The sequence below is a fragment of the Micromonospora globosa genome, assembly GCF_000717585.1.
Lineage (GTDB): Bacteria > Actinomycetota > Actinomycetes > Mycobacteriales > Micromonosporaceae > Micromonospora > Micromonospora aurantiaca.
In genome coordinates, this window is the sequence record NZ_JNZR01000017.1 from 59,809 (window position 1) to 85,610 (window position 25,802).

The window sequence follows — 25,802 nt, forward strand, 5'->3', positions numbered from 1 at the left end:
CAGTCGTGCCCTCCGGGCCAGGGACCGTGTTCCCGGCAGCCGTCGCCGAGCAGCCACGACGTCATCGTGGCGGCTCCCGGAGCGGTGGTTGACCTTGCGCGCTCACGGTAGATCGATCCGGGAATCGTGGGCAACGTATTTCGATCCGTCGTCGGCGGGCCGCCGCTGCCGTCCGGCCCGGCCGGCGCGCCTCGCGGCGGCGAGCGGCCGGTCGATGCGGGCGGTCATCTGCACCACCAGCTCGCTGTCCAGCAGCGGGCGGTTCACCTCGGCCGCCACCGACAGCGTGGGCGTGGAGATCGACCGCCAGATCGCGGTGAGCCCGGCGCCCAGGCCGACGAGCGCCACCGCCGCCCGGGTGGTGGGGGAACCGGCCGCCGCGGCGGCGCTGACCCCGACGACCGCCAGCAGCACCACCAGCAGGGGCGCCAGCACCGGCCAGAAGATCCCACGGGCGGCCTGCGCCACCAGCTTCCGGTCCCGGATGACGACGTTGCGGGCGATCACCGCCCAGTTCTCCTCGTCCAGCAGGTCGCGCGGGTGCAGGCCGCCGGTCAGTACGTCCTGCCACAGGTCGCCCTGGTTGCGCAGCTCGCGGGCCAGCTCGGCGAGCCCAGCCTCGCCCGGGTCGCCCACAGTGGCACGACCGACAGCCTTCGCCCAGGCGGCGAGCGAGCGGCGCACCACGGCGGCCGAGTACGGCGGCAGCACGCTCGCCAGCTCGTCCAGCCACCTGCTGATCTGGAGATGCCGGCCGCCGAAGCGCGCGGCGAGCTGGCCGGCGTCGCCGCGCCGCACGGTGTCGGCGAGCGAGCGCCCGAGCCGGTACGCCACACCCACCCGGTGGTTCGTCGCCATCGTCCAGCGCAGCACGTCGATGTTGAGGTCGTCGAGCGCGCGCAGCAGCGTTTCCCGGCCCGCCTCGGTGGCGCCCCGGGCGGCGGCGGTGGACGGCACCGTACGGCCCGCAGTGGTCAGCGGCGCGATCTGGGCCAGCGCGACGTCCACGCCGTCGAGGTACATGCCGAGCCGGTGCCGTCCGGCCAGCTCGGTCAGGTTCGACAGTTTCGGCGGCGCGGGCGCCGGCCGGTGCCCGTCCCCGGTCAGGTCGGCGGTCTGCGCGTGGTGGTAGGCGTCCGCCATGGACCAGCCGAGTCGCAGCGCGGTGACCACCGCGGTCCGTTCGTCCCGAGGTGTCCCGTGCTCCTCGTCGCGCCGATCCCGCGTCGCGGTGCTCACCGCCCGACCTCCCGTGTCGCCGGATCAGTCGAGCGTAGAGTCGATTTTATGCGCTTATGACCGTTTCGGCCCAGCCTTGCCGGCCAGCAGGCCGCGCGGCCGGATCGACCGGACCGGCTCGGCCGCCGCGCCCTCGGCACGGAGGATGTGGTTCGCGGCGATGATCCCGGTGGCCGCCGACCGTTCCATCAGCGCACTCGGGAAGTCGGTGCGAATGCCGTCCCCGGCCAGGTAGAGGCCCGGCGCGTCGGTCTCCACCCCCGGGCGCCAGGCGTGGCTGCCAGGCGTGAACGCAGGCGCCTGCGCCTCGACGCGGGCCCGCAGCTCGCGTACCCGAAGGTCGGCCACCTCCGGCCAGAGCGCGGTCAGCTCCCGCAGCATCCGGGCGGCCAGCTCGTCGGCCGGCACGTCCGGCTCGCAGGCGTACGCGTGCAGCTCCACCACCGAGCCGCCTGTGCGCGCGGCCCAGCGGCGGGGCTCGTCCTCCAGCCGGTGGTAGAGCGTCACCGAGTCCAGCGTGGGCTGCCGGGAGACGCCGCTGAACACCGCGCGGTCGGCCCGGACGTCCCCGTCCATCCAGTAGCGCGCCACCGCGTACGGCGGTCCGGGTCTGCCGAACGCGGGCATCCGCGCCACCAGCTCGGGTGCCGCCGCGACCAGGCCGGGGGAGGCGTCGACGAGCGCGGCGAGCGCGGGCGGGTCCACCGCGAGCACCACGTGCGGCGCCTCCCAGACGTCGCCGTCCGCGCCGGTCACCCGCCACCCCGCCGGGGTACGGTCCAGCCGGGCCGCCGCCGCGCCGGTCAGCACCCGGCCGCCGTGCTTCTCCACGTACCGGGTCAGCGGCTCCCAGATCGCCGTGCCGTAGTCCCGATCCGGGCAGTCGAAGGCCAGCCCCTCCGGGTTGCCGAGCAGGTAGAAGTGGAACTGCGCGATCATCTCGGCGGCCGACATCTCCGCCTCGTGGTTGAAGAACGAGTGCGAGAAGACCTCGAACAGCATGGCCCGCGCCCGGTCCGGCAGCCGCAGCGAGGTGAGCAGATCGTCGGCGGTCCGCTCGTCGAACTCCTCGTAGGTGCGTACCGGGTCGTAGGTGAGCAGCGGCAGCGCCGCGTCCCGGTCCATCGTGCGCAGGTCGGCCAGGCGCAGGCTCGGGCTGCGCAGCAGCAGCGCCAGCAGGTTCGCCGGCGGCGCGGGCGGCAGCTTGCCGAACTCCTCCGTGGGCCACTGCTCGGACAGGATCGGGTAGCCCGGGATCGGCTTGAGGAAGCCCAGCGCCGGGTCGACGCGGCGCAGGATCGACCGCCAGTTCCAGTACTGCCGGAAGAACGCGTGGAAGCCGTGCTCGTTGCGCTGGACGCCGTCGGACAGATCCTCCGGCCAGGCGCCGAGCCGCCCACCGAGGTGCGGCGCCGCCTCCAGCACCGTCACCGCCACCCCACGCTCGGCCAGCACCACCGCCGCCGACATGCCGGCGATGCCGCCGCCGACCACCAGCGCCGGGACCGGGCGCGGCACGCGGTCGGCGCCACCGCCGCCCGGGTCCACCACGTGCTCGCGTACGCCGATCAGGCGACCTACCACTTGCGACAGACCCACGGGGCATCCTCCAGTCGGCGGTCCCCCCAGTCTGCCCGAGGTGAAAGGAAGGGGCCCCTTTTAACGCATACGGATGTGCGGGGCCCCTTCTTAACGCCGCGTCGCCCCCGTGCTGGGTGCGTCGCGTGGGTGTGTGGGGCGAGGTGTTAACAAGGGGCCCTTCCTCTACCGCAGGCGTTAATAAGGGGCCCTTCCTTTCACGGCAGGCAGCGGCGCGGGCGGTCCGACGGCGGCCAGACGTACTCCAGGTCGGGGGAGACGTCGGCGAACAGCGGTGCATAGTGGGCGGGGTCCTTGCGCAGCAGCGACGACTGGTGGCTGCGGTGCAGGTCGTCGCGGCCCAGCCAGGGCGGCAGCTCACCGGCGGCGGCCAGCTCGTCCTGGGTGCGGATCACCGAGATGGCGCAGGCGGCGGCGAGGTCGGTGGCGAGCGTCCCGGCGCAGGTGTCGGCCCGGCCCGGCTCGCACCACACCGCGCACATGTCCAGCCCGTACCGGGTCAGCGCCTCCTCGTACCCGGCCCACATCTTCACCGCGGGGTGGTTGCGCCAGCCGTAGTCCGGCCGGGTCAGCCCGCGCAGCACCTGGATCGCCTCCACGCGCTGCTTGCCCAGCCGCTTCTGGTCCAGCGTGCGCGCGCTGGCCAGGAAGTCCGGATACGGCAGGAACGTCTGCATGGCCGTGCTCTACCCGTACCCGGCCGTGCCATGCGTTCATGATCGCCGGGGCTGCGCGGATCGCGAGCGGCTGACTACGATCCGGACATGGCCGAGCCACTGCGCGACCGCGCGCGCCGCGCAACCGGCTGGCGGCTCCGGATGAACGGTGACGAACGCCCCCACTACGTGGTCTGCGGCTCCGACCCGCTCGCCTACTGGGTGGTCCGGTCGCTGCTCGCCACCGACAGCGCCGACGGCCGGGTGCGGGTCACGCTCGTGGTGCCGGGCCGCCGCCGGTCCGAGGGCCCCGACGGCCGGGACGTGCCGGGGGTACGTGTGGTCACGGCGGAGCGCCTCGACGAGGCCGCGTTCCGCCGGGCCGGGCTGGCCGGCGCGGCCGGGCTGGCCCTGCTGCACCAGGACGACGTGGGCAACATGCACGCCGCGCTCTGCGCGCAGGAGGTCGAGTCGCGGCTGCGCCTGGTGGTGCGGATGTTCAACACCAACCTGGCGGACGGGCTGCGGCAGCTCTTCCCCGACTCGGCGGTGCTCTCGGACGCCTCGATCGCCGCACCCGCCTTCGTGGCCGCCGCGCTGGGTGAGGTGGCGCCGACCCACTTCCGGCACGCGGGGCGCACGCTCTACGTGGCCCGCCGCGACGACGTACGCCAGCAGGACGTGGTCTGCGGCTTGGCCGTCACCACCGATCCGGACCTGGTCCGGGTGCTGCCCGCTGACGAGGCGGCGGCCGACGTGGTGCTGGCCGAGGCGACCGGGCGGCCGGCGGGCACCGAGGTCGCCGCGCGGCGGCTGGTACGGGCGCGGCGGCGCCGGCAGCCGGTCGCCGTCCTGCTGCGGGCGGTCCGTCACTTCGCCACCCGCAAGATCGGTATCGCGGTGCTGGTGCTGCTCGGGGTGATCGCGGCGCTGGGCTGGCTCAACGCGCGGGCCGCCGACGTGAGCTGGAGCGAGGCGGTCTACCTGACGCTGGTCACCACGCTCACCGGCCAGGATCCGGACGTCAACAAGCCGGTCGCGGCCCAGGTGATGCAGGTGGTGCTCAACCTGGCCGGGCTGGCGTTGATCCCGCTGATCACGGCCGCGGTGGTCGACGGCATCGTCAACGCCCGGCTGGCGCTGCACGCGGGCCGGGTCCAGCCGGACCGCTCCGGGCACGTGGTGATGGTCGGGCTGGGTAACATCGGCACCCGGGTGATGGCGCAGTTGCACGACTTCGGTGTCGAGGTGGTGGCGATCGACAAGAACGCGGACGCGCGCGGCGCCCCGCTGGCGCGCCGGCTGGGGGTGCCGCTGATCGTGGGCGACGCGGGCCGGGAGGAGACGCTCCGGTCCGCCTCGGTGGACACCTGCCAGGCGCTCGTGGTGGTGTCCACCGACGACGGGACGAACCTGCGAGCGGCGCTGATCGCACGGTCCCTCGACCCGGACCTGCGCGTGGTGCTGCGGCTGTTCGACGGCGACTTCGCCGAGCGGATCCAGCAGGCGTTCGGCATCGGCATCTCGCGCAGCGTGTCCTATCTGGCCGCGCCGGCGTTCGCGGCGGCCCTGCTGGATCGCGCTGTGGTCGCCACCATCCCGGTCGACCGGCACGCGCTGCTGGTCACCGAGGTGCCGGTGGTGGCCGGTTCGCCGCTGGACGGGAGTCCGCTGAGCGCGGTGGCCCGGCCCGGCGAGGTACGCCTGCTCGCGCACACCCGGCCGAACCAGAAAGCCGACTGGTCGGCCGACCCCCGCATGGTGATCCAGGCCGGTGACCGGCTGACTGTGGTGGCCCGGCGGGCCGGGCTGACCGCCCTGCTCCGGGAGACCACGCCCGCGCCGCCGCCGGCACCCACCGGCCCGCCCGCCGCACGCCGCCCGCAGGAGTGACCGGACGCGCCAGCGGTCACGGCCGCCGGGCGCCTCAAGGCCGCCGGGCGCGTCAAGGCCGCCGGGCGCGTCAAGGCCGCCGGGCGCGTCAAGGCCGCCGGGCGCGTCAAGGCCGCCGGGCGCGTCAAGGCCGCCGGGCGTATCAAGGGCAGCCGGCGCATCAAGGGCTGCCGGCCGCGGCAAGGCGGCCGGGCCGCGTCAGGCAGGTCGACGACGGCTGCGGACCGCGTACCCGAGCGCGCCGAGGGCGAGCACGCCGAACCCGGCGAGGACGCTCGGCAGCGGCAGGTTGACCGCCAGCACCAGGCAGCCGACGAGCCCGAGGGCGGCGAGCAGCCGTACCGGGACGCGCCGGGCCGGGTCCGGGCCGAGCGTCAGCGCCGACGCGTTGGTGATCGCGTAGTAGACCAGCACCGTGCAGCTGGAGAAGCCGATCGCGCCCCGGATGTCGCCCACTGTCACCACGACGGCGACCACGGCGGCCACCGCCAGTTCGGCGCGGTGCGGCACCCGGTGGCGCGGATGGACCGCCGCGAGCGCGCCGGGCAGGTCCCGGCGGCGGGCCATCGCCAGCATGGTGCGGCCGACGCCCGCCAGCAGCGACAGCAGCACCCCGGTCACCGCGACTGCGGCGCCGGCCCGGACCAGCCAGGCCAGGCCCGGGTGCCCGGCGGTGGTCACCACCTCGACCAGCGGCGCGTCGGTGGACGCCAGCCGGTCGGCGCCGAGCACGCCGAGCGCGACCACTGCCAGCGTCAGGTAGATCGCCAGCACCGCGCCGAGCGCCAGCGGCATCGCCCGGGGGATGGTGCGCCCCGGGTCGCGGACCTCCTCGCCCAGCGTGGCGATCCGTGCGTACCCGGCGAAGGCGAAGAACAGCAGGCCGGCGGCGGTCAGCACGCCGCCCGCCCCGATTCCGGCCGGCGCGGTGAGCCGGTCGGCCGCCACCTGCGGCGCCCCGGTCACCGCCACCACGGTGAGCACCGTGAGCACCACGGCGACGAGGACCCGGGTGGCGGTGGCGGTCTTGCCGATGCCGCGGAGGTTCACCGCTGTCACCGCCACCACCGCGAGGACCGCGACGAGCCGCGCCCGCCCCGGCCACAGGTACGCCCCGACGGTCAGCGCCATGGCCGCGCAGCTCGCCGTCTTGCCGACCACGAATCCCCAGCCGGCGAGGAAACCGGCGAACGGGTGCAGCCGTTCCCGGCCGTAGACGTAGGTGCCGCCGGACTCGGGGTAGCGGGCGGCGAGCCGGGCCGAGCTGGTCGCGTTGCAGTAGGCGATGAAGCCCGCGACCGCCAGCGCGACCAGCAGGCCCGGACCGCCCGCGGCAGCCGCGGCCGGTGCGAAGACCACGAAGACGCCCGCGCCGAGCATCGAGCCCAGACCGATGACCACCGCATCGGGTACGCCGAGTCGCCGCGCCAGTTGTTCCACACCGGCAGCCTAGGGCGCTCAGGTGAACGGCAGGTGCCCGCCGCCCGGAAATTGACGAAAATGATTTGCATAATTAATCGCGTTCAGCGGTGGCCGATCGCCGAACCCCTCGGTAGAGTCGTTTACGCAGGTCAAAGCGGGAGCGAATCGCCCCGCCAGCGCGGTTCGCAAATGTTCCGTGCCGATTATCCGATGGCGATGATCAGATTCTTTCTGCGTCGATCGGGCAATGGTGCCCTCGAATCGGCTCCGGCAATTTCGGGAACGTCTTCTCCGCGAACGCGGGAGGTACCGCACATGACGCTTTTCGGCTGGGACGCCAGTGACTACGACGTCGACCGGGGGTTGACGGCCGACCGGATCCGGGACGCCCGCGCCGCGGGCATCGACTTCATGACCTACAAGGGCACGGAACAGTCGCGCGACGGCACGTTCCACAGCCAGTACTACGGGGTGATGCTCACCGCCGCGAAGGACGCGGGCATCCCGTTCCTGGGCATGTACGTGGTGGTGCACTCCGACGTCTCCATCGAGGACCAGGCGGCCACCGCCATCGACTACGCCGACAAGCACACCCCCTGGTGGCGCACGTACGACGGGTTCTTCTGGCAGATCGACCTGGAGCGCTGGCCGACCGACGACGTGCCCCCGCACATCGGCGTCGACGTGGGCCGGGAACTGGAGGAACGCACCGGCAAGGTGGCGGTGATGTACGCGTCGCGCGGCCAGTACGGCGACGACGACCTGGGCGACTTCCCGCGCTGGAACGCCGACTACCCGTACCGGGTGGCCGAGGACTTCAAGGCCGCGTACGCGCGGGCCGGCGGGGACTCCGGCCCGGGCTGGACGCGCTACGGCAAGCCGGCGGAGACGCCGCGCATCTGGCAGTTCACCGATTCGGCCATCATCGGCCGCCAGCACACCTGCGACGCGGACGCGTTCCGCGGCACCACCGACGACTTCGCGAAGATGATCGGGGAGAAGACGTCCACGACGACCAAGCGGGACGTGATCGCCACCTTCCACAGCACCGCGCACGCCGGCGACACGCTCGACACCACCGACCGGTTCCACGCCATCCGCTGGGCCACCGGCCTGTACCACTGGACGGTGCCGGAGACCGGGCTGGTGAGCATCCAGGCGACAGTCGACCTGCGCGGGTTGCGACGCGACGACCTGGTCCGGATACGCGCCGAGTACACCCGGCCCGGAGACGCGGAGAACGACACCCCGTTGCTGCGGCAGGAGCGGGTGTCGATCGACCCGGAGACCACCGGCGGGGTGTTCGTGGTGAGCACGCCGGACGAACGGGTCGAGCTGCCGAAGGGCACCCAGATCCGCGTCCAGGTGGCGGTGCGGCCGGCGGACGACGACCACCGCCGGAGGCTGACCTACAGCACCCGTACCCGGATCAGCATCGTGGAGATCCGGACGGGAGGCTGAGCGCCGTGCCCGCCGTTCCACACACCGGAGGCCCGGGTCCGCCGGGTGAACGGCCGGTGCCGCCGGCAGGATTCCGCCGGCGGCACCGGGATCGGGTTCAGCAGGGCCCGTTGTCGGTCCACACGCCCTGGCTGTTGGTCCCCGGCACGTCTCCCTGGGTCCACCACCGGGAGGTCCACCGGTGTCCGCCGTAGGACACCACGGCACCTCCGGGGTACGCGGTGCCCGCGGCCCAGGCCGGCGCGGCACATGCACCGCCGGTGGGTGACGGCGAGCCGGTGGGCGTCGGGGAGGTGGTCGGCGTCGGGGAGCCCGTGCAGGCACCCTGGTCGGCCCAGACCGCGGCGCTGCCCGGCGTCTCGCCCTGGGTCCACCACTTCGCGCTCCAGGTCCGTCCGGCGTGCGAGACGGTTGCACCGCCGGAGTACGCGGTGGACGCCGACCAGGCCGGCGCGGTGCAGGTGCCCCCGCCGGGTGGGACGGAACCGCTCGGGCTGGGCGACGGCGTGACCACCTCGCCACCACGTGCCCAGTCCCCGGCCAGCGCGTACGTCTGGCCGCCGAAGGCGAGCGTGAAGTTGGCCGGGCCGGAGATCGGGAGCTGATAGTTGAGCGTCACCTCGGCGTACGAGCCGGGCGCGATTGCGGCCGGCACGGTGAGGCGTACCCGGTTGTGGTCGCCCTTCAGGCCGCCCACGTTGCTGCCGGTGTGGCCGGTGGTGACAGTGGTGAGCGCCCAGCCGGACTGCTGGCTGAGCGTGGCCGGGGTGGTGGTGGGATAGTCGAACTCCAGGTGCGCGCCGGCCGGGATCGGCGCGCCGGTGTTGTTGGTCAGCCGCAGCTCGGGGTTGATCGGGTAGTTGCTGTCGCCGAGCGCGAAACCACCCATGCCGACCGCCACGTCCAGCGTCCGGGTGGGCATGGTGATGCCCGCCTTGCGGGCGCCGTACGCCGGTGCGGCCTTCAGCCGGTCGTAGAGCAGCGTGGTCAGCGTGTCGCCCATGCCGTACCGGCCCTTGGCGGAGTCGTAGGCGTAGTCGCCGGCGAGTTCCCAGATCATCACGCCGCCGAGGCCCTTGGCCGCGACGTAGTCGGCCTTGGCGGCGAGCGACTGGTCGTCCTCGGTGGAGAGGAAGACCTTCTTCTCCGCGTTCCACAGCCAGGGCGCGACCAGCGCGGCCGAGTAGTTACGGGCGTAGCTGCCGCTGATCCGGTCGGCCGGGTCGGTGGCCGGGGTGAGGCCGTATCCGGCCAGGTAGTCGCCGGTGATGCCGGCCTGGAGGTTCTTCGCGTGCCACATCGGGTTGGCGCCGCCGGGCACCTCGTTGCCGGCGGCGTCGAGGTCGTGCCAGAGGTTGTCGATGCCGACCGCGCCGTTGCCGCAGGGGGTGGTGGAGCCGATCGAGCCGCCGGTGCCGGCCGGACACTTGGTCTGGTCGGGCAGCGCCGCCCGTCCCCACAGGCCGTTGGTGCCACCGGTGACGCCCTGCCAGCCCCGGGTGTAGTAGGGCACGCCGATGTTCACCCTGCCGCTGGGCAGCGCGCCCCGGAAGTAGTGGTACGCCCAGTCGGTGTTCAGGTAGCCGATGCCGGAGTAGGCGCCGTACACGCCGCCCGCGGCCAGCTCGGCGTCGTCGCCGTTGTCGTAGAGCGCCGCGTTCGGCCCGACGAAGTGGTTCCACGCGCCGTGCAGGTCGTAGGACATCGCGTTGACGTAGTCGAGGTACTGCAACGCCTGGTAGGACTCCATCCCGCGCAGCAGCCAGCCGGACGCGGGCGCGGCCACGGTGAGCAGGTAGTGCCTGCCGTCGGTGGCGGCGGCCCGGTCGAGCTTCTCGCGCAGCGTGCGCATCAGCACCTGGTACGAGGCGTTGAGACCGGCCCGCTTGGCGTCGGCCTGGGCGAAGTCGAGCGGGTTGCCGGCCTTGTTGTTGGAGGTGGGGTACTCGTAGTCGATGTCCACCCCGTCGAAGCCGTACGTGCGCAGGAACGTCACCACCGAGTCGGCGAACGTGTTGATGCCGGCGGTGTTCACCGTGTTGGTGCCGGTGGTGGTCATCCGGTAGAAGCCGCCGGAGTCGATGCGGTTGCCGCTGTCGTCGATGAAGCCGCCGGTCTCGGCCCAGCCGCCGACGCTGATCAGCGTGCGGACTCCGGGGTTCTGCTTCTTGTACTTGTTGAGCAGGTTGAAGTGCCCGGTGTACGGCAGGGCCGGGTCCATCTCGGCACCGGCCACGCCGGGCCAGGTCATGTTCGTCGCCGGGTTGTCCGGGGCGCCGGGGTCGCCCACGGAGATGCGGTTGCCGCCGTCGACGTGGGCGAACGCGTAGTTGATGTGGGTGACCTTCTGCCAGGGGATCTGGTTCACCAGGTAGGCCGGGGCGCCGTTGCGGCCGGTCCGCCAGCTGGTGAAGTAGCCGATGATCCGGCGGGTGTGGTCCGCACCCATCTTCTCCCGGCCCGCGGTGTCGTAGACGGTGCAGTAGGGCACCGAGACCCCGGGCGTGCGGTAGAGCCCGTCGGGCCGGCACGCCTCGTCGTCGGCGGCGGCCGACCGGGCGTCCGGGGCGGCCACGACCACCGCCGTCATCGCGGTCAGCAGACCGGCGGCGCCGGCCGACAGCCAGCGGCTGATTCGTCTCGCCAGCACGCGCACCTCCTACATTTAACAAACTTAACTGTTAAGGTTGCTAAATGTATACCGGTGTCGATACGCCGAGACAAGAGGCGGACTGCTAGTCGAGATGCTCCGCCGGCCGGGCCCAGCCGTGGAGCCGCGCCGGCAGCGGCAGGCTGTTCCAGGGCACCCGGTGCAGCAGGCGGTCCAGCAGCAGGCCGAGCAGCAGCCCGGCGACCGAGTCGGTCAGCCAGTGCCAGCCCAGGTAGACGGTGGTGCAGAAGACCACCGCCGGTGGCACCACCCGGACCACTGTGACCAGTCGGGGCGGCACTGTGCGGCCGAACGTACGCACGAGCGGGGCCAGCAGCAGGGCCAGGACGCCGTACCAGACGATCGAGTTGGCGACGTGCCCCGACGGGTACGACTGCGCGAAACGCACCGGCAGGTCGTGCTGGAACAGCGGCAGCGTCTGCTCGGGCGACAGGAACGGCTCCTTGACCGAGGCGCTCGGCGCCGGGCGGGCCGTCCACACCTTCAGCGGGCCGATCGTGAAGAACGTGAGCACGAACCCGGCCACCGGCGGCAGCAGCGGCCGCACCGAGCGCAGCCGCCACGCCAGCAGCACGCCCAGCCCGGCCGCGAGCAGCGTCAGCGGCGTGCCCTGGCCGAGCAGGTTCAGCGTCATCGCCACCCAGCGGGCGGCGGCCGGGCGGTTCTCGTCGGACCAGTCGGCCACCGCCCGGTCGAGGCCGAACAGGTGACCGGAGGCGAGCGCGACGGTCAGCGCCACCACTGCCGCGAGCAGCAGCAGGTCGAACCACCACCCGGCCGGCCGGACGGGCCGCAGCCGCAGGTCACCGCGTACCCCCGAGGTCTGACGCACGCGACCACGCTACCGGCCGCCGCCGGCGGCGGGGGCGGCGCGGGCATCGGCGGCTGTGTGCCCAACCACGAAGGGAAGCGCGGCGCGGGGGTCAGCGGTCACACTGGTTGCCGTGCGGATCACCTCGGCTCTCGTCGACCCGGCGCTGCTCGACCTCCCCTGGTCGACACCGCTGGAGCAGTGGCCTGCCGAACACCTGGTGGCGCTGCCGCAGGGCATCTCCCGGCACATCGTGCGGTTCGTCCGGCTCGGCGGGTACGTCTACGCGGTGAAGGAGACCGGCGAGCGGGTCGCCGAGCGCGAGTACGACCTGCTGCGGGCGCTGGAGCGGATCGACTTCCCGTCGGTCGAGGCCATCGCGATCGTGGCCGACCGGCAGACCGACGACGGCGAACCGCTGGACCCGGTGCTGATCACCCGGCACCTCCAGTTCTCGCTGCCCTACCGGGCGCTGTTCTCCAACACGCTGCGCCCGGAGACCATGAACCGGCTGCTCGACGCGCTGGCCGCGCTGATCGTGCGGATGCACCTGACCGGCTTCTTCTGGGGCGACTGCTCGCTGTCGAACACGCTGTTCCGGCGGGACGCGGGCGCGTTCGCCGCGTACCTGGTCGACGCGGAGACCGGCGCGCTGCACCCGTCGCTGTCGAACGGCCAGCGCGGCGAGGACCTGGAGATCGCCCGGGTCAACATCTTCGGCGAGGCGCTCGACCTCCAGGCCGCCGGCCTGCTGCACGAGTCGATCGACCCGGAGGTGGTCTGCGAGGAGGTCGTGCAGCGCTACGAGCGGCTCTGGCACGAGATCACCTACGAGCAGCAGGTCGAGCGCGCCGCCCGGCACGACATCGAGGGGCGCATCCGCCGCCTCAACGAGCTGGGCTTCGACGTGGCCGAGGTGGCCATGTCGACAGTCGACAACGGTCGCTACCTGGTTCGGCCGAAGGTGGTGGACGCCGGCTACCACACCCGGCGGCTGCTGCGCCTGACCGGCCTGGATGCCGAGGAGAACCAGGCCCGCAGGCTCCTCAACGACCTCGACGCCTACCGGCTGGAGAGCGACCTGACCGACGAGCAGCAAGCGGCGCACCGCTGGCTGACCGAGGTCTTCGAGCCGGTGGTCCGGGCCGTGCCTGCGCACCTGCGGAACAAGCTGGAGCCGCAGGAGCTGTTCGCCCAGATCATCGAGCACAAGTGGCTGCTCTCCGAGCAGGCCGGGCGGGACGTCGGGATGCGCCGGGCGGTGCAGTCGTACCTGGCCGACGTGCTCGTGCACCGGCCGGACGAGCAGGCGGTGCTCGGCGTCGAGGTGCCGAGCGCCTGACGGCGGGGGCGGATCACTCCACCCAGTCACCGCCGCGCATCACCCGCACCACGTTCAGGTCGTCGTCCAACATCACCAGGTCGGCGCGCAGCCCGGCGACCAGCGCGCCCACCCGGTCGCCCAGGCCGATCGCGCGGGCCGGGGTGGTGGCGACCATCCGGCAGGCGTCCGGCAGGGCCACACCCGCGCCGACCGCGTGCCGCAGCGCCGCGTCCATCGTGAGCGTGCTGCCGGCGATCGCGCCGTCACGGCTGAGCCGGGCCACCCCACCGGACACGGTGACCGCCTGGCCGCCCAGCTCGTACTCGCCGTCCGGCATCCCGGCGGCGGCCATCGCGTCGGTGATCAGCGCGGCCCGCTCCGGGCCGGCCACCGACGTGGCGAAGCCGAGCATGCCGTCGTGCAGGTGCACCCCGTCGGCGACCAGCTCGCACACCACGTTCGGGGCCTCCAGCAGCGCCACCACCGGGCCGGGCTCGCGGTGGTGCACCGGGCGCATCCCGTTGAACAGGTGGGTGCCGACCGTCGCGCCCGCGGCCACCGCCGCCCGGGTCTGCTCCCAGGTGGCGTCGGTGTGCCCGACCGCCACGACCACGCCGTGCGACACCAGCAGCTCGATCGCCTTGGTGGCGCCGTCCCGCTCGGGAGCGATCGTGACCATGCGTACGGCGCCGCCGCCCAGCTCGATCAGCTCGGTCAGCTCCGCGGTGGACGGGTCGCGCAGAAACTCCGGGTTCTGTGCGCCGCAACGGTCGGCGGACAGGTACGGGCCTTCGAAGTGGACGCCGGCGAGCACGCCGGACTCCACCAGCGGACGGTAGGCGGCGGTCGCGTCGCGCATCAGCTCGAACGGGGAACTGACCAGGCTCGCCAGCAGCGTGGTGGTGCCGTGCCCGCTGTGGAACGCGGCGGCCTGCCGGGCCGACTCCGCGTCGCCGGTGGTGAACGTGTGCCCGCCGCCGCCGTGGGTGTGCATGTCCACGAAGCCCGGCACGATCCAGTGGCCGTCGCGCACCGACGGATACTCGGCGACAGCGGTGATCCGCCCGTCGGCGATCTCCACGCAACCCTGCCGGATGACGCCGGTCGGGGTCACCACCTTGCCGGTCACGCGCCGGGTCATCGACTCTCCTTCGCCAGGGTGTCCAGGGCCAGCAGGGCGGCGCCCAGGCAGCCGGCCTCGTCACCGAGGTCGGCCGCGACCAGGCGCGGCTCGCGGTGGAACGTCAGCCGCTCGCGCAACGCCGTCCGCAGCGGGTCGAACAGCCGGGGACCGGCCTGGGCCAGCCCGCCGCCGAGCACCACTGTCGAGACATCGTAGAGCGCCTGCCCGGTGGCGAGTCCGTCGGCGAGGGCCTCGACCGCCTCCTGCCACACCTCCACGGCGAGCGGCTCACCGGCGGCCGCCCGGTCGGCCACCTGGGCGGCGGTGGTGGGCGCGCCTGACAGCTCGGCGTACCGGCGCCCGATCGCCGACGCCGACGACACCGCCTCCAGGCAGCCGGTCCGCCCGCATCCGCAGCGCGGGCCGCCGGGGCGTACCAGGATGTGGCCGATCTCCCCGGCGGCGCCGTGCGCGCCGGTGGCGGCCGACCCGTCGACCACGTGGGCGGCGGCGATGCCGGTGCCGATCGCGACGAACAGCACATGCCCGCCGTCCCGTCCGGCGCCGAGCCGGGCCTCGGCCAGACCGCCCGCCCGCACGTCGTGGCCGAGCGCCGCCGGCAGTCCCAGCCGCGTGCCCGCCAGCTCCCGCAGGGGTACGTCCCGGAAGCCCACGTTCGCCGACCAGACCGCGACGCCGCGCGCCTCGTCGACCACCCCGGGTACGGCGATGCCGCAGGCCACCGGGGTACGGCCGTCGGCGCGGGCCTTGCCGGCGAGCCCTTCGGCCACGTCGAGGATGGTGCCGACCACGGCCTCCGGGCCGCGCTGCGCGTCGGTGGCGTGCCGTTCGGTGTGCACAGTCGTGCCGTCCGGCCGGACCAGGGCGCACTTCATCCCGGTGCCGCCCACGTCCAGCGCGACGACGACCTCGTCGCCTGCGCTCACGCCGTCTGCCGGCTTCGCATGCGCTCACGGCCCTCGCTGCGCTCGGTGCGTTCGCTCATGCCGTGCCGGCTTCGCATGCGCTCACGGCCCTCGCTGCGCTCGGTGCGTTCGCTCATGCCAGGACCACGGACCGGGTCAGGTGGCGCGGCGCGTCCGGGTCGAGGCCGCGGCTGGTGGCGAGCGCGACCGCGAAGCGCTGGGCCAGGATCAGGTCGGCCATCGGGTCGACCGGGTTGCGGCCGGCCGACCAGCTCGTCAGCACCGTGCGCCAGCCGTGCGTGCGGCTGTGCACGAAAGCGGCGCCGGTCGCGGCCACGTCCTCGGGCAGGCCGTCCGGGATCTCGCCGAGCGCCCAGACCAGCCGGCCGGGCGCGGCGACCGAGATCGGGCCGTGCCGGTAGTCCATGGCCGGGTACGCCTCGGCCCAGAACGTGGCCGCCTCGCGGCACTTCAGCGCGGCCTCCTGGGCCAGCCCGACGGTCCAGCCGCGACCGAGGAAGGTGACCTGCTCGATGCCGGCCGGGTCGATCGGCAGCGGCGCGCGTACGGCCACCTCGGCGTCGGCGGCCAGCCGTCCGAGGTCCTCGCCGAGGTGGGCGCGGAGCAGCGCCAGCGCGGTGGTGGCGAAGCGGGTCTGCACCACCGACCGCTCGTCGGCGAAGGGCAGCGCGACCGTGGCGTCGGCGAGCGCGACGGCGGCCGAGTCGGGGTCGCCGACCAGGACCGTGGTGGGGATCCGCCCGCGCAACGCGGTGAGCAGGTCGAGCACCTCGGTGGTGGTGCCGGAGCGGGTGATCGCGATCAGCCGGTCGTAGTTCCGGCCGGCCGGGAACTCGCTGGCCTGGAAGGCGTCGGTCTCGCCCTGGCCGGCGGCCTCGCGCAGCCCGGCGTACGCCATCGCCATGAACCACGACGTGCCGCAACCGACCACGGCGACCCGCTCGCCGGGGCGCGGCAGGTGCTCGGCGACGGTCGGGGCGAGTCGCGCCGCCTCCCGCCAGCAGTCGGGCTGGCTCGCGATCTCCGCGTGCACGTACGCCATGACAACTCCTCCCCAGGGGAGACCTTGCGCAATACGGCGCGATACGGCCGCCTTTCGCGCGTCATTCTGCGTGAAACCTGGTGGCCGTGGCAACCGTCTCCCCGTTCGCGCAGCGCAGGGTTTTGCGCGGACCTAGTTTCGCGCACTAGTGTGCACGCAACCGATCACCGTTCACGCACAGTCTGGGGAGGGCCCCGCGGTGGACCGCTACGCGCGCTGGAACGCGCTGCTGGAGATGCTGACCGACAGCGGCCGGGTCAGCGTCGAGGAGGCGGCCGGGCGGCTCGACGTCTCCCAGGCCACCATCCGGCGCGACTTCGACCAGCTCGCCCAGCAGCAGATGATCACCCGTACCCGGGGTGGCGCGGTCGCCAACGGCGTCTCCTACGACCTGCCGCTGCGCTACAAGACCGCGAAGCACTCGGCCGAGAAGCAGCGGATCGGCACCGCCGCCGCCGCGCTCGTGTCGCCGGGCACCGTCGTCGGTCTCAACGGCGGCACCACGAGCACCGAGGTGGCGCGGGCGCTCGCCGTCCGCCCCGATCTCAACACCAGCGCCGAGGGCGCCCAGCTCACAGTGGTCACGAACGCGCTGAACATCGCCAACGAGCTGCTGGTGCGCTCGCGGATGAAGGTGGTGGTGGCCGGCGGCGTGGTCCGGCCGAAGTCGTTCGAACTGGTCGGCCCGCTCGGCGGGGCGCTGCTGCGCGAGGTCACGCTGGATGTGGCGCTGCTCGGCGTGGACGCGATCGACCCGCAGCTCGGCGCCGCCGCGCACCACGAGGGCGAGGCGGCCATGAACAGCCTCATGGTGGCCCGGGCCAAGCGGGTCGTCGTGATAGCCGACTCGTCGAAGCTCGGCGGGCACGCGTTCGCCCGGATCTGCCCGGTGGACCGGGTCGAGACGCTGGTGACCGACTCCGGCGCGTCGCCGGACGTGGTGGCGGCGTTCCGTGAGGCGGGCGTCCACGTCGTCTGCGCCTGACGTGCAAGGAAGGGCCCCTTCTTAACGCCTGCGGTAGAGGAGGGGCCCCCTTTTAACGCGCCGACACTGCATACCGGGTATTGCCTTCCGGTGCATACCGCGTATGGTGTCGCTGACGCCTACTTATCGGGGGAGGTCAGCTGTGTCGGCTGTCCTGGAGATCGAAGGTCTCCGCAAGACGTACCGAAGCCGGAAACGCGGGGTTCGCCACGCGCTCGACGGCTTCGACATGCGAGTGGAAGCCGGCCAGGTGCACGGCTTCCTCGGCCCGAACGGCTCGGGCAAGACCACCACGCTGCGGACGCTGCTCGGCCTGATCAAGCCGAACGGCGGCCGGATGGCCATCCTCGGCCAGGAGCTGCCGCACGCGCTGCCGGCGGTCGCCGGGCAGGTCGGCGCCATCGTGGAGAGTCCGCAGTTCTTCCCGCACTTCACCGCGCGGGACACGCTCGGCCTGCTCGCCCAAGCCGGTGAGCTGCCCAAGCAGCGCGTGGACGAGGTGCTGGAACTGGTCGGGCTGCGCGACCGGGCCGGCGAGCGGGTCAAGACCTACTCGCTCGGCATGAAGCAGCGCCTCGCGGTCGCCTCCGCGCTGCTCAAGAACCCCAAGCTGCTGATCCTCGACGAGCCGGCGAACGGCCTCGACCCGGGCGGCATCCGGGAGATGCGCGGGCTGATGCGGGAGCTGTCCGAGGCCGGGATGACAGTGGTGCTCTCCAGCCACATCCTGGGCGAGATCCAGCTCATCTGCGACTCGGTCACCATCATCTCGCTCGGCCGCCGGGTCGCGTTCGGTCCGGTCGACCAGGTGCTCGCGGCCCACTCCCAGGGCGCCGTGCGGGTACGCCTGGAGGCGGTCAGCGACCTGCCCCAGGCCGCCGACGCGCTCACCCGGGCCGGGGTCCACGTGGCCGCCGAGCCGGACCACCTGATGCTGTCCGGCGTGGACAAGCCGGCCACCGTCAGCCGGCTCCTCGCCGAGCAGGGCCTGTACGTCAGCGAGCTAACCCCGGTCGCTGTCGACCTGGAGAGCGTCTTCCTCGAACTGACCGCCACCGCGCCGGTCCCCGGCCAGCACCGTCAGGTCGATCAGTCCGCCAAGGTCGACCAGACCGGCACCGCAGGAGGTTGGGGCGCATGAGCCTGTTCGTCACCGAGCTGCGCCGGCTCGGCAAGCGCCGGGTGACCCGGCTGATGCTCGTGCTGCTGGTGCTCGGCCTGGCCACCGTCGCGACCGCGTTCAGCTTCTCCAGCGAGAAGCTCTCGCCCGTCGTGGTCGCAGAGGCCGAGGCCAAGGCGAACAACGACTACCAGTCCGCGATGACGGAATGGAAGCGCACCATCGCGGAGTGCGAGGCGGCCCAGGCGCGCGGCGAGAAGACCGAGGAACGGTACGGCCCGAACTGCGGCAAGGACTACCAGCCGCAGCCCGACATGTTCGAGGCGAAGTGGTACCTGCCGTACCAGTTCGACTTCCGGGCCGAGTTCCCCCTGTTCATCGCCGTGTTCGCCGCCTCCGTGGCGCTGTTCGGCTTCATCGTCGGCGCCTCCTTCGTGGGCGCCGAGTGGAACACCGGCGGAATGATGAACCTGTTGCTCTGGCGGCCGAAACGGCTGACCGTGCTGGGCACGAAGCTGGCCGCCCTGCTCACCACCGTGTTCGGCCTGACCGTGGTGCTCGGTGCGCTCTGGACGGCGGCGTTCTGGCTGATCGCCAGCCTGCGCGGCAGCACCGCGAAGATGACCGCCGGAGTGTGGCAGTCGATCGGGCTGGACGGTCTGCGGGCGCTGGGGATGACGCTGCTCGTGGCGGCGGTCGGGTTCGCGCTGGCCTCGCTCGGCCGGCACACGGCGATGGCGCTCGGCGCGGCGGTGGGCATCTTCGCGGTGAGCGAGATCGGCATCCGGATCGCGGTCGCCGTGCTCGGGGTCCAGTTCGGTGACCGGTACGTGCTGTCCACGTACGCCCAGTCGTGGTTCCTGAAGCAGGCGGAACTGTTCGACTACGACACCTGCCAGTTCTCCCAGGGCGCCTGCGAGCCTGCGACATACGTGGTCACCTGGCAGCAGTCGGCTGTGGTGTTCGGCGTGGCGCTGGTGGGCGCGTTGGCGGCCGCGTTCTGGACGATGCGCCGGCGGGACATCGCCTGACCTGGTCCGCGCCGCCGGCCGGTGCCGGCGGCGCGGACCCCGCGTCCGATGCGGCCGGGGGCGGCCCTGGTTACGCTGGGGCTCCCCCGGCCGGCGCGCTCCGCGTGCCGGTCACCCGCCGTCGGAGAGGAGCGCCATGTCCGCCGACGCCTCGCAGCGGGCCGCCGTCGACCGGTCCGGCCCGGCAGCGGGTACGCGCCACGCGGGCGGGACCGTTCCGCCACCGCGCACCGCTCCGCCCGTCGAGTCCACCGCACCGTCGGAGCCGTCGGAGTCCGCCCGGCCCGCCGAGCCCGCCACGGCCGGGCCCGCCTCGCCGCCCGTCGAGTCCGCCGCCCCGGTCGAGCAGGCCGGTCCAGACGCGGCGGAGGCGGCCGCTGTAGGCACGACGCCGGCCGGCCTGACCGAGCGGGAGCAGCGGATCCTCGCGTTCGAGGCGCAGTGGTGGAAGCACGCCGGCGCCAAGGAACAGGCCATCCGGGACACGTTCGGGCTCTCCGCAACCCGCTACTACCAGCTGCTCAACGCCCTGCTCGACCAGCCGGCCGCGCTCGCCGCCGAGCCGGTGCTGATCGGCCGGCTGCGTCGGCTGCGCTCGTCGCGTGCCCGTAACCGGCGCCGCTGACCGGCGTCATTTCTCGTACGTGCGCAACCCGTTGCCGATGGCGAAGAACGTCGGGGCCCACTCGCCGATGAAGATGCCCCAGCGGTCCGCCCGCGCCACCCCGGCGCGCTCCATGTGCTTGGAGAGGAACCAGCTGGTCATCGAGAGGCCGATGCTGACGAACCCGGCGAGGTAGGCGTGCTCCGCCCGGACGCCGCCCTCGTGCAACCGCTCCAACATCTCGTACCCCCTGTCACCGGGACCGACCCGGTCGCGTCCGACGCTACCGAAGGTCCGGAGAAGATGACGCACGGTTACCACGATCGGGTCGGCGGCGGATGACCCGGCGCGGTCCGGGTAGGCGGCCGGCGACGACGAACGGAGGCCGACGATGGGGGCACCAGACCGCCGGTACGCGATCGGCAGCAGCCCGGCCCGCCCGGCCGCGCAGGCGCCGGTGATGCGGGTGCGTTCCGCCTCCGACCCGGCCCCCGGCCGGCCGGAGAACGAGGACGTGGTCTTCCGCTTCGGCCCGCTCGTCGGCGTCCTCGACGGGGCCACGGTGCCCGAGGGCTTCGACACCGGCTGCGCGCACGGCCCCGCCTGGTACGTCCGCCACCTGGCCGCCCGGATCGGCCTGGCGGTCGCGGCCCGCCCCGCCGCCACGCTGATGAGCAGCCTCGCGGCGGCGATCCTCGCGGTACGGGCCGACCACGGCGGGACGTGCGACCTCGACCATCCCGGCACCCCGTCGTCCACCGTCTGCCTGCTGCGGGCCGGCGGCGACCGGGTCGACTACCTGGTGCTCTGCGACAGCCCGCTGGTGCTCGACACCGACCAGGGGATCGAGGTGGTCACCGACGACCGGCTGGCCGACGCGGTGGCGGACCTGCGCCGCAGCGTCGCCGCACTGCCGGACGGCGAGACCGACCCGGTGACCCGGTTCCGGCGCGCGACGACCGTGCAGCGGACCCGGATGAACCGCACCCACGGCTACTGGGCGGCGGCGAGCGACCCGGACGCGGCCTACCACGCGCTCACCGGGACGCTTCCGCTGCGCGGTCCGGGGGCGCTGCGCCGGGCCGCGCTGCTCAGCGACGGCGCCTCCTGCGCTGTCGACCAGTTCGGCCTGTTCGACTGGGCCGGGTTGCTGGAGGTGCTCACCGTGGAGGGTCCGGAAGGGCTGATCGACCGGGTCCGCGCTGCCGAGCGGGACCACCCGGACCGGCTGCGGCGGCACAAGCGCACCGACGACGCCTCGGCTGTGCTCTGCGAGTTCGGCCCTTCGGCGTGAGCACGCTCACGTCGGAACGACCGGTCGGATGACAACGCAGCGTGAGGCGGGAACACCCCGGGGGTACGACCGGACGAGGCGGTCGGCCATAGCGGCAATCCCTCCCCAAAGGGGTGGACGACCCGGACCACGCGCGGCAGACTGCGCGACGTGACGGGTGCTGTACGGCTGGAGCCGGTGGACGAACGGAACCTGGAACCGTTGCTCTCCGTAGCGGCGGCCGAGGCGGAACCGGAGGACGTCATGCCTCCGGTGGACGCCCCCGCGGGCTGGTCGCTGGCCCGCCGCGACGCGTTCCGCGAGTTTCACCGCGCCAGCCTCGGCGGGCTGAACGGCCCGACCGGCACCGCCATGTACGCGATCGTCTCCGGCGGTGAGGTCGTCGGCATGGTGCGGATGACCCGCCGGGACGAGCCGGGAACAGTGGAGACCGGCATGTGGCTCGGCCGGTCCGCGCGGGGCCGGGGCCTGGGCGCCGCGGCGCTGCGGCAGTTGCTGCACATCGCCGCCGGGGCCGGGATGCACACGGTGGTCGCGAACACCACGCCGGACAACGCGGGGGCGATCTCGGTGCTGCGTAAGTGCGGCGCGGAACTGCGTGAGGAAGACGGAGTGCTGCACGCCCGGATGTCCCTGGATTCGGCCCTGCCGATCCGCTGACCCGCTTCCTTCCCCGATCACGTTTCTCCTGCTCAGAGTCGCCTCGGTGGGTGGTTTCGTGCTTGCACGGAAGTGTTTTGCCGAGGGGGTGACGGGTACTGCCCGCGTCTCCGGGACCTGACTTTCCCGGGGAGCGCGGAGGAGAGCGGATGAAGAGCGGAACACGGGTGGCGTTCGCCGTCGGTCTCGGCTACCTGCTGGGTCGCCGGAAGAAGATGCGTACCGCGCTGACGCTCGCCGCGGCGGTCGCCGCCGGGCGGGCCAGCCGGCGCCCGGGCGGCCTGAAGCAGCTCGGCGCGGACCTGATGGCCGCGAACCCGCAGCTGCGCAACCTCGGCGGGCTGGCACCGCCGCTGGTGGCCGCGGGCCGGGCGGCCGCGACCGCCGCCGCCGGCAACGGCATCGACGCCATCGGCGGACGACTGCGTGAGGGCGCCGGTGCGTTGCGCCGCAAGGCGGGTACGGGCCGGCCGGACGCCGGGCGTTCCGCGTCGGACGAGGACCGTTCCGGGCCGGGCGCCGAGCGTTCCGCGCCGGACGAGGAGCAGGAACTGGACGACCAGCCCGGCGCGCCGGTGCCGGCCCGAGCCGATCGGGGGCGGTGAGCCGTGGCGACGGGCAGCCTGGCCGACCGGGCCCGCGACCAGATCGGCGGGGAGCTGCGCAACCTCGCCTCCGCGCTCGGTGAGCGGGCCGTGCAGGTGGTCACCGAACGGGTCACCGACGCCACCGGGCGGCTGAGCGAGTACGCGAAGCAGGGCGGCGACCCTGGCCTGGTCGCCGCCGCCACCGGCGCGCAACGGCTCGCCGAGGGCGCCTCCCCGGTGAGGGCGATGTTCCATGCCGGCCTGGCCGGCGGTAAGGAGAAGCTGATGGCGGCGTTCGGTCGCAAGGGTGGCCGGGACGGCGGCCAGAAGCTCAAGGTCACCAATATCGTCGAGACCATCGAGGTCGGCGTGCCGGTCCGGGTCGCCTACAACCAGTGGACGACGTTCGGCGACTTCCCGAGCTTCATGAAGAAGGTCGAGCAGGCCGACTGCGACGCCGACGAGAAGATGACCTGGAAGGCGCAGGTGCTCTGGTCGCACCGGAGCTGGGAGTCGACGATCGTCCGGCAGATCCCGGACCGGCTCGTCCACTGGCGGTCGAAGGGCGAGAAGGGCTCGGTCGACGGCACCGTCAGCTTCCACGAGGTCGCCCCGGAGCTGACCCGGATCCTGGTCGTGCTGGAGTACCACCCGCAGGGCTTCTTCGAGCACACCGGCAACCTGTGGCGGGCGCAGGGCCGGCGGGTCCGGCTGGAGCTGAAGCACTTCGTCCGGCACGTGATGACCCGGACCGTGCTCGACCCGGACGCGGTCGAGGGCTGGCGCGGCGAGATCGAGGACTCCCAGGTCGTCAAGGACCACGAGACCGCGCTCCGGGAGGAGCGGGGAGACGCCGGGCCGGCCGACGACGAGTACGCCGCCTACGACGAGGGCAACGACTTCGACGACGACGAGTACGCCGACGAGCCGGTCCTGACCGAGCCGGAGCGTGCCCGCAGCCGGACGGCACGCGGGCAGCGCGAACCCGAGCGCCGCCGCCGTGTCCCGGAGCGGCCCCGCCGCCCGGCCGCCCGCCGCCGCGACGAGCGCTGACCGGAGGCGGGCCGGTTCGTCAGGACCGGCCGGTGGCGTACGACTCCAGGTGCGCGAGCTGCACCGGGTCCAGGGAGGGGCGGACCCGGTTCCGGGCCGCCTCGACGTGCGCGGCGGTCACGGTGCTCGCGCTCAGCGACTCCCGCATGGCTGCCAGCGCCGCCTCCCGGATCAGCGCGGCGCAGTCGGCGGCGGAGAAGCCGTCCAGCTCCGCGCCGAGCGCGTCGAGGTCCACGTCCGGCGCGAGCGGGACGTCCCGGGCCGAGGCGCGGAGGATCTCCGTACGCGCCGGGCCGTCCGGCGGCGGCACGTAGACCAGCCGTTCCAGCCGGCCGGGACGCAGCAGCGCCGGGTCGACCAGTTCGGGGCGGTTGGTCGCGCCGACCACCACCACGTTGCGCAGTGCCTCCACCCCGTCCAGTTCGGTCAGCAGCGCCGCCACCACCCGGTCGGTCGTACCGCCGTCGGTGGCCTGCCCGCGTACCGGGGCCAGCGCGTCCACCTCGTCGAGGAAGACGAGCGTGGGTGCGGCCTGGCGGGCGCGGCGGAACAGCTCCCGGACCGCCCGCTCGCTCTCACCCACCCACTTCGAGAGCAGCTCCGCGCCCTTCACCGACAGCACGTTCGCCCGCCCGGACCCGGCCAGCGCGGTCACCAGGTAGGTCTTGCCGCAGCCGGGCGGACCGTAGAGCAGCACCCCGCGCGGCGGCGTCACGCCCAGCCGGGCGAACGTGTCCGGATAGGTGAGCGGCCACAGCACCGACTCGGTGAGCGTCTGCTTGACCTCGTGCAGCCCGCCCACGTCGTCCAGCGTCACCGACGCCAGCTCCAGCGTGGACGCGGACATCGTGGTCGGCCGGACCACCTCCAGCGCGGCGGTGAAGTCGGCCATCGCCACCGTCGGCGTCTCCGCCGTCTTCTGGCGCAGCGCCGCGCGTACCCCTGCCTCGCGTACCAGCGCCGCCAGGTCCGCCGCGACGAACCCGGGGGTACGGGCGGCCACCTCGTCCAGCCGGACGTCACCTGCGAGCGGCACCTCACGGGTCAGCACCGTCAACTGCTCCCGGCGCAGCGCCGCGTCGGGCAGCGGCACGGTGATCCGCAGCGCGAGCAGGTCCGGGCCGCGCAGCGCCGGATCCACCGCCTCGGGGCGTCCGCTGGTGCACACCACAGCGGCACCGGCCCGCAGCGTCTCGGCCACCACCTGGCGGAACACCGTGGCCAGGGGGCCCGGCTCGTCGGCCGGGGCGATCGACTCCACGTCGGTGACCAGCAGCACGGCGGGACCACCGGCTCGTACCGCCGAGGCCGCCTCGCGCAGCCGGCGGGCCGCCGCGTCATTGCTGAGCGCGGCCAGCTCGGGCGCCCAGAGCGGCCGTACGCCCGCGCCGACCCGGGCGGCGACGGCACGCACCAGCGCGGACTTGCCCGAGCCCGCCGGGCCCTCCACCAGCACACCGAGCGACACGGTGGTGCCGAGCCGGCCCAGCACCTCGCGGTGGTGGAAGCCCAGATCCAGCAGTTCGGTCAGCTCCTCGGCCTGGGCGCGCAGGCCGGGCAACTCGTCCACGTCGGGCGCGTCCTCCGGACCGAGCAGGTCCCCGTCGGGTTCCGTCCCGGGCGGCGTGGCGGGGGCGGAGAACCGCGCGGGGGAGGCCGAGGACGCCGGGCCGGAGCCGCGGGTGGCGGCGCCGTGCTCCCAGCCCACCACCGTGTCCATGGTGACGAGCGCGCCGACCGCCGGTTCGGCCGACACGACTGTGAGCAGCGTGCTCGTCCAGGCGTACCCGACGGAACTGGCCAGACTGCGCCGCGCGGCCTCGATCAGGCCGCGCACGGCGGCGTCCGGCAGCACGTCCTGCGGCAGCAGCGAGACGTCGTCCCCGGCGGTGACCACCTTGCCCAGCAGCGCGAGCCGCAGCATCTCCGGCGGGACCGCGGCGACCACAGCGGCCGGGCCGGAGAGCGTGAGCCGGCGTGCCGGGGTCGCCGGCAGCGGGCTCACAGTGACCTGGCCGCCGGCCCGCAGGCCGAGGTTGCCCAGCAGCAGGTCGTCGGCGTGCAGCAGGGCGCCGCTGGTGCTCGGCTCGGCGGCGGCCGCGATGCCGGCGGTGACCCGGCGGCCGGTCAGGCGTACCGGGTCGCCGGGGCGCAGCGCCAGCGCGGTGAGCACCTCGGGATGCAGGCGCACCACGCCGCGGCGGGCGTCGAGCGCGGCCGGCCGCAGCGTCGCGGTCAGGGTCAGGTCGGGTTCGGCCACCCGCCGACAGTAGCCGCCCC

The 25,802-nt window shown here is 73.5% G+C and carries 22 protein-coding genes; 11 read left to right on the plus strand and 11 right to left on the minus strand.

Going from position 1 to position 25,802, the window contains the following annotated elements:
* Positions 1–102: 102 nt before the first annotated feature.
* From IF06_RS0116690 to IF06_RS0116700, 3 genes are all read right to left on the minus strand, one after another.
* Positions 103–1,239 carry a hypothetical protein gene (locus IF06_RS0116690; protein ID WP_030272076.1) on the minus strand — a complete coding sequence of 379 codons (1,137 nt, stop codon included), beginning with the start codon at positions 1,237–1,239 and terminating at the stop codon, positions 103–105.
* 54 nt (positions 1,240–1,293) lie between these two features.
* Positions 1,294–2,838, minus strand: a complete 1,545-nt coding sequence (locus IF06_RS0116695) for an FAD-dependent oxidoreductase (protein ID WP_030272078.1) — start codon at positions 2,836–2,838, stop codon at positions 1,294–1,296.
* Between the two features lie 197 nt (positions 2,839–3,035).
* Positions 3,036–3,515: an MSMEG_6728 family protein gene (locus IF06_RS0116700; protein WP_030272080.1), complete on the minus strand. Its 480-nt coding sequence runs from the start codon at positions 3,513–3,515 to the stop codon at positions 3,036–3,038.
* 87 nt (positions 3,516–3,602) lie between these two features.
* Here IF06_RS0116700 and IF06_RS0116705 point away from each other — a divergent pair, with 87 nt between their 5' ends.
* Entirely contained in the window at positions 3,603–5,387 is a 1,785-nt protein-coding gene (locus IF06_RS0116705; RefSeq protein ID WP_186461593.1) for a potassium channel family protein, read from the plus strand.
* Positions 5,388–5,585: 198 nt separating this feature from the next.
* On the opposite strand, the gene IF06_RS0116710 is transcribed toward IF06_RS0116705, so the two are convergent.
* Positions 5,586–6,827 carry an APC family permease gene (locus tag IF06_RS0116710; protein WP_030272084.1) on the minus strand — a complete coding sequence of 414 codons (1,242 nt, stop codon included), beginning with the start codon at positions 6,825–6,827 and terminating at the stop codon, positions 5,586–5,588.
* 297 nt (positions 6,828–7,124) lie between these two features.
* Between IF06_RS0116710 and IF06_RS0116715 the strand changes: the two genes are divergently transcribed.
* Positions 7,125–8,270: a hypothetical protein gene (locus IF06_RS0116715; protein WP_030272086.1), complete on the plus strand. Its 1,146-nt coding sequence runs from the start codon at positions 7,125–7,127 to the stop codon at positions 8,268–8,270.
* 97 nt (positions 8,271–8,367) lie between these two features.
* Here the strand turns inward: IF06_RS0116715 and IF06_RS0116720 are convergent, their stop codons facing one another.
* Both IF06_RS0116720 and IF06_RS0116725 read right to left on the minus strand, forming a co-directional pair.
* Entirely contained in the window at positions 8,368–10,920 is a 2,553-nt protein-coding gene (locus IF06_RS0116720; RefSeq protein WP_030272088.1) for a chitinase C-terminal domain-containing protein, read from the minus strand.
* An 85-nt stretch (positions 10,921–11,005) separates the two neighbouring features.
* Entirely contained in the window at positions 11,006–11,773 is a 768-nt protein-coding gene (locus IF06_RS0116725; protein ID WP_030272090.1) for a phosphatase PAP2 family protein, read from the minus strand.
* A gap of 112 nt (positions 11,774–11,885) precedes the next feature.
* Between IF06_RS0116725 and IF06_RS0116730 the strand changes: the two genes are divergently transcribed.
* Positions 11,886–13,094 carry a DUF4032 domain-containing protein gene (locus IF06_RS0116730; RefSeq protein ID WP_013288884.1) on the plus strand — a complete coding sequence of 403 codons (1,209 nt, stop codon included), beginning with the start codon at positions 11,886–11,888 and terminating at the stop codon, positions 13,092–13,094.
* A gap of 13 nt (positions 13,095–13,107) precedes the next feature.
* Here IF06_RS0116730 and nagA read toward each other — a convergent pair whose 3' ends face one another.
* From nagA to IF06_RS0116745, 3 genes are all read right to left on the minus strand, one after another.
* A complete protein-coding gene (gene nagA / locus IF06_RS0116735) occupies positions 13,108–14,217 on the minus strand; it encodes an N-acetylglucosamine-6-phosphate deacetylase (protein ID WP_013288883.1) in 1,110 nt (369 codons plus the stop codon).
* A complete protein-coding gene (locus IF06_RS0116740) occupies positions 14,214–15,146 on the minus strand; it encodes an ROK family protein (protein ID WP_013475069.1) in 933 nt (310 codons plus the stop codon). The genes nagA and IF06_RS0116740 overlap by 4 nt, the downstream gene beginning before the upstream one ends.
* 112 nt (positions 15,147–15,258) lie before the next feature.
* Entirely contained in the window at positions 15,259–16,188 is a 930-nt protein-coding gene (locus IF06_RS0116745; protein ID WP_013288880.1) for an SIS domain-containing protein, read from the minus strand.
* A gap of 199 nt (positions 16,189–16,387) precedes the next feature.
* On the opposite strand from IF06_RS0116745, the gene IF06_RS0116750 reads away from it, so the two are divergent.
* From IF06_RS0116750 to IF06_RS0116765, 4 genes are all read left to right on the plus strand, one after another.
* The gene (locus IF06_RS0116750; RefSeq protein ID WP_013288879.1) at positions 16,388–17,173 is read left to right on the plus strand and encodes a DeoR/GlpR family DNA-binding transcription regulator; all 786 of its coding nucleotides are present in this window, start codon (positions 16,388–16,390) and stop codon (positions 17,171–17,173) included.
* 142 nt (positions 17,174–17,315) lie between these two features.
* Positions 17,316–18,314 carry an ATP-binding cassette domain-containing protein gene (locus IF06_RS0116755; RefSeq protein WP_013475073.1) on the plus strand — a complete coding sequence of 333 codons (999 nt, stop codon included), beginning with the start codon at positions 17,316–17,318 and terminating at the stop codon, positions 18,312–18,314.
* The gene (locus IF06_RS0116760) at positions 18,311–19,324 is read left to right on the plus strand and encodes an ABC transporter permease subunit (protein WP_013288877.1); all 1,014 of its coding nucleotides are present in this window, start codon (positions 18,311–18,313) and stop codon (positions 19,322–19,324) included. Before IF06_RS0116755 ends, IF06_RS0116760 begins: the two co-directional genes overlap by 4 nt.
* Before the next feature lie 136 nt (positions 19,325–19,460).
* A complete protein-coding gene (locus IF06_RS0116765; protein ID WP_030272094.1) occupies positions 19,461–19,949 on the plus strand; it encodes a DUF3263 domain-containing protein in 489 nt (162 codons plus the stop codon).
* A gap of 6 nt (positions 19,950–19,955) precedes the next feature.
* On the opposite strand, the gene IF06_RS0116770 is transcribed toward IF06_RS0116765, so the two are convergent.
* Positions 19,956–20,168, minus strand: coding sequence for a hypothetical protein (locus tag IF06_RS0116770; RefSeq protein ID WP_030272096.1), 213 nt, complete (start codon positions 20,166–20,168; stop codon positions 19,956–19,958).
* Positions 20,169–20,319: 151 nt separating this feature from the next.
* Here IF06_RS0116770 and IF06_RS0116775 point away from each other — a divergent pair, with 151 nt between their 5' ends.
* The 4 genes from IF06_RS0116775 to IF06_RS0116790 all read left to right on the plus strand — a co-directional run bounded on the left by IF06_RS0116775 (position 20,320) and on the right by IF06_RS0116790 (position 23,522).
* A complete protein-coding gene (locus IF06_RS0116775) occupies positions 20,320–21,222 on the plus strand; it encodes a hypothetical protein (protein WP_030272098.1) in 903 nt (300 codons plus the stop codon).
* A gap of 150 nt (positions 21,223–21,372) precedes the next feature.
* Positions 21,373–21,882 (plus strand): GNAT family N-acetyltransferase, encoded by a 510-nt coding sequence (locus IF06_RS0116780; protein WP_036310976.1) that lies wholly within the window; start codon positions 21,373–21,375, stop codon positions 21,880–21,882.
* A gap of 149 nt (positions 21,883–22,031) precedes the next feature.
* Complete coding sequence (locus IF06_RS0116785) at positions 22,032–22,487, plus strand: hypothetical protein (RefSeq protein ID WP_013288872.1); 456 nt, start codon at positions 22,032–22,034, stop codon at positions 22,485–22,487.
* 3 nt (positions 22,488–22,490) lie between these two features.
* Complete coding sequence (locus IF06_RS0116790) at positions 22,491–23,522, plus strand: SRPBCC family protein (RefSeq protein ID WP_030272101.1); 1,032 nt, start codon at positions 22,491–22,493, stop codon at positions 23,520–23,522.
* A 19-nt stretch (positions 23,523–23,541) separates the two neighbouring features.
* Here IF06_RS0116790 and IF06_RS0116795 read toward each other — a convergent pair whose 3' ends face one another.
* Positions 23,542–25,782 carry an AAA family ATPase gene (locus tag IF06_RS0116795; RefSeq protein WP_013475078.1) on the minus strand — a complete coding sequence of 747 codons (2,241 nt, stop codon included), beginning with the start codon at positions 25,780–25,782 and terminating at the stop codon, positions 23,542–23,544.
* Positions 25,783–25,802 lie beyond the last annotated feature (20 nt).

Bases quoted from the DNA above. Each gene is read 5' to 3' on its own strand.
- IF06_RS0116700 (WP_030272080.1), bottom strand. From the start codon at position 3,515: ATGCAGACGTTCCTGCCGTATCCGGACTTCCTGGCCAGCGCGCGCACG.
- IF06_RS0116705 (WP_186461593.1), top strand. From the start codon at position 3,603: ATGGCCGAGCCACTGCGCGACCGCGCGCGCCGCGCAACCGGCTGGCGG.
- IF06_RS0116715 (WP_030272086.1), top strand. From the start codon at position 7,125: ATGACGCTTTTCGGCTGGGACGCCAGTGACTACGACGTCGACCGGGGG.
- nagA (WP_013288883.1), bottom strand. From the start codon at position 14,217: ATGACCCGGCGCGTGACCGGCAAGGTGGTGACCCCGACCGGCGTCATC.
- IF06_RS0116745 (WP_013288880.1), bottom strand. From the start codon at position 16,188: ATGGCGTACGTGCACGCGGAGATCGCGAGCCAGCCCGACTGCTGGCGG.
- IF06_RS0116760 (WP_013288877.1), top strand. From the start codon at position 18,311: ATGAGCCTGTTCGTCACCGAGCTGCGCCGGCTCGGCAAGCGCCGGGTG.
- IF06_RS0116765 (WP_030272094.1), top strand. From the start codon at position 19,461: ATGTCCGCCGACGCCTCGCAGCGGGCCGCCGTCGACCGGTCCGGCCCG.
- IF06_RS0116770 (WP_030272096.1), bottom strand. From the start codon at position 20,168: ATGTTGGAGCGGTTGCACGAGGGCGGCGTCCGGGCGGAGCACGCCTAC.
- IF06_RS0116775 (WP_030272098.1), top strand. From the start codon at position 20,320: ATGGGGGCACCAGACCGCCGGTACGCGATCGGCAGCAGCCCGGCCCGC.
- IF06_RS0116785 (WP_013288872.1), top strand. From the start codon at position 22,032: ATGAAGAGCGGAACACGGGTGGCGTTCGCCGTCGGTCTCGGCTACCTG.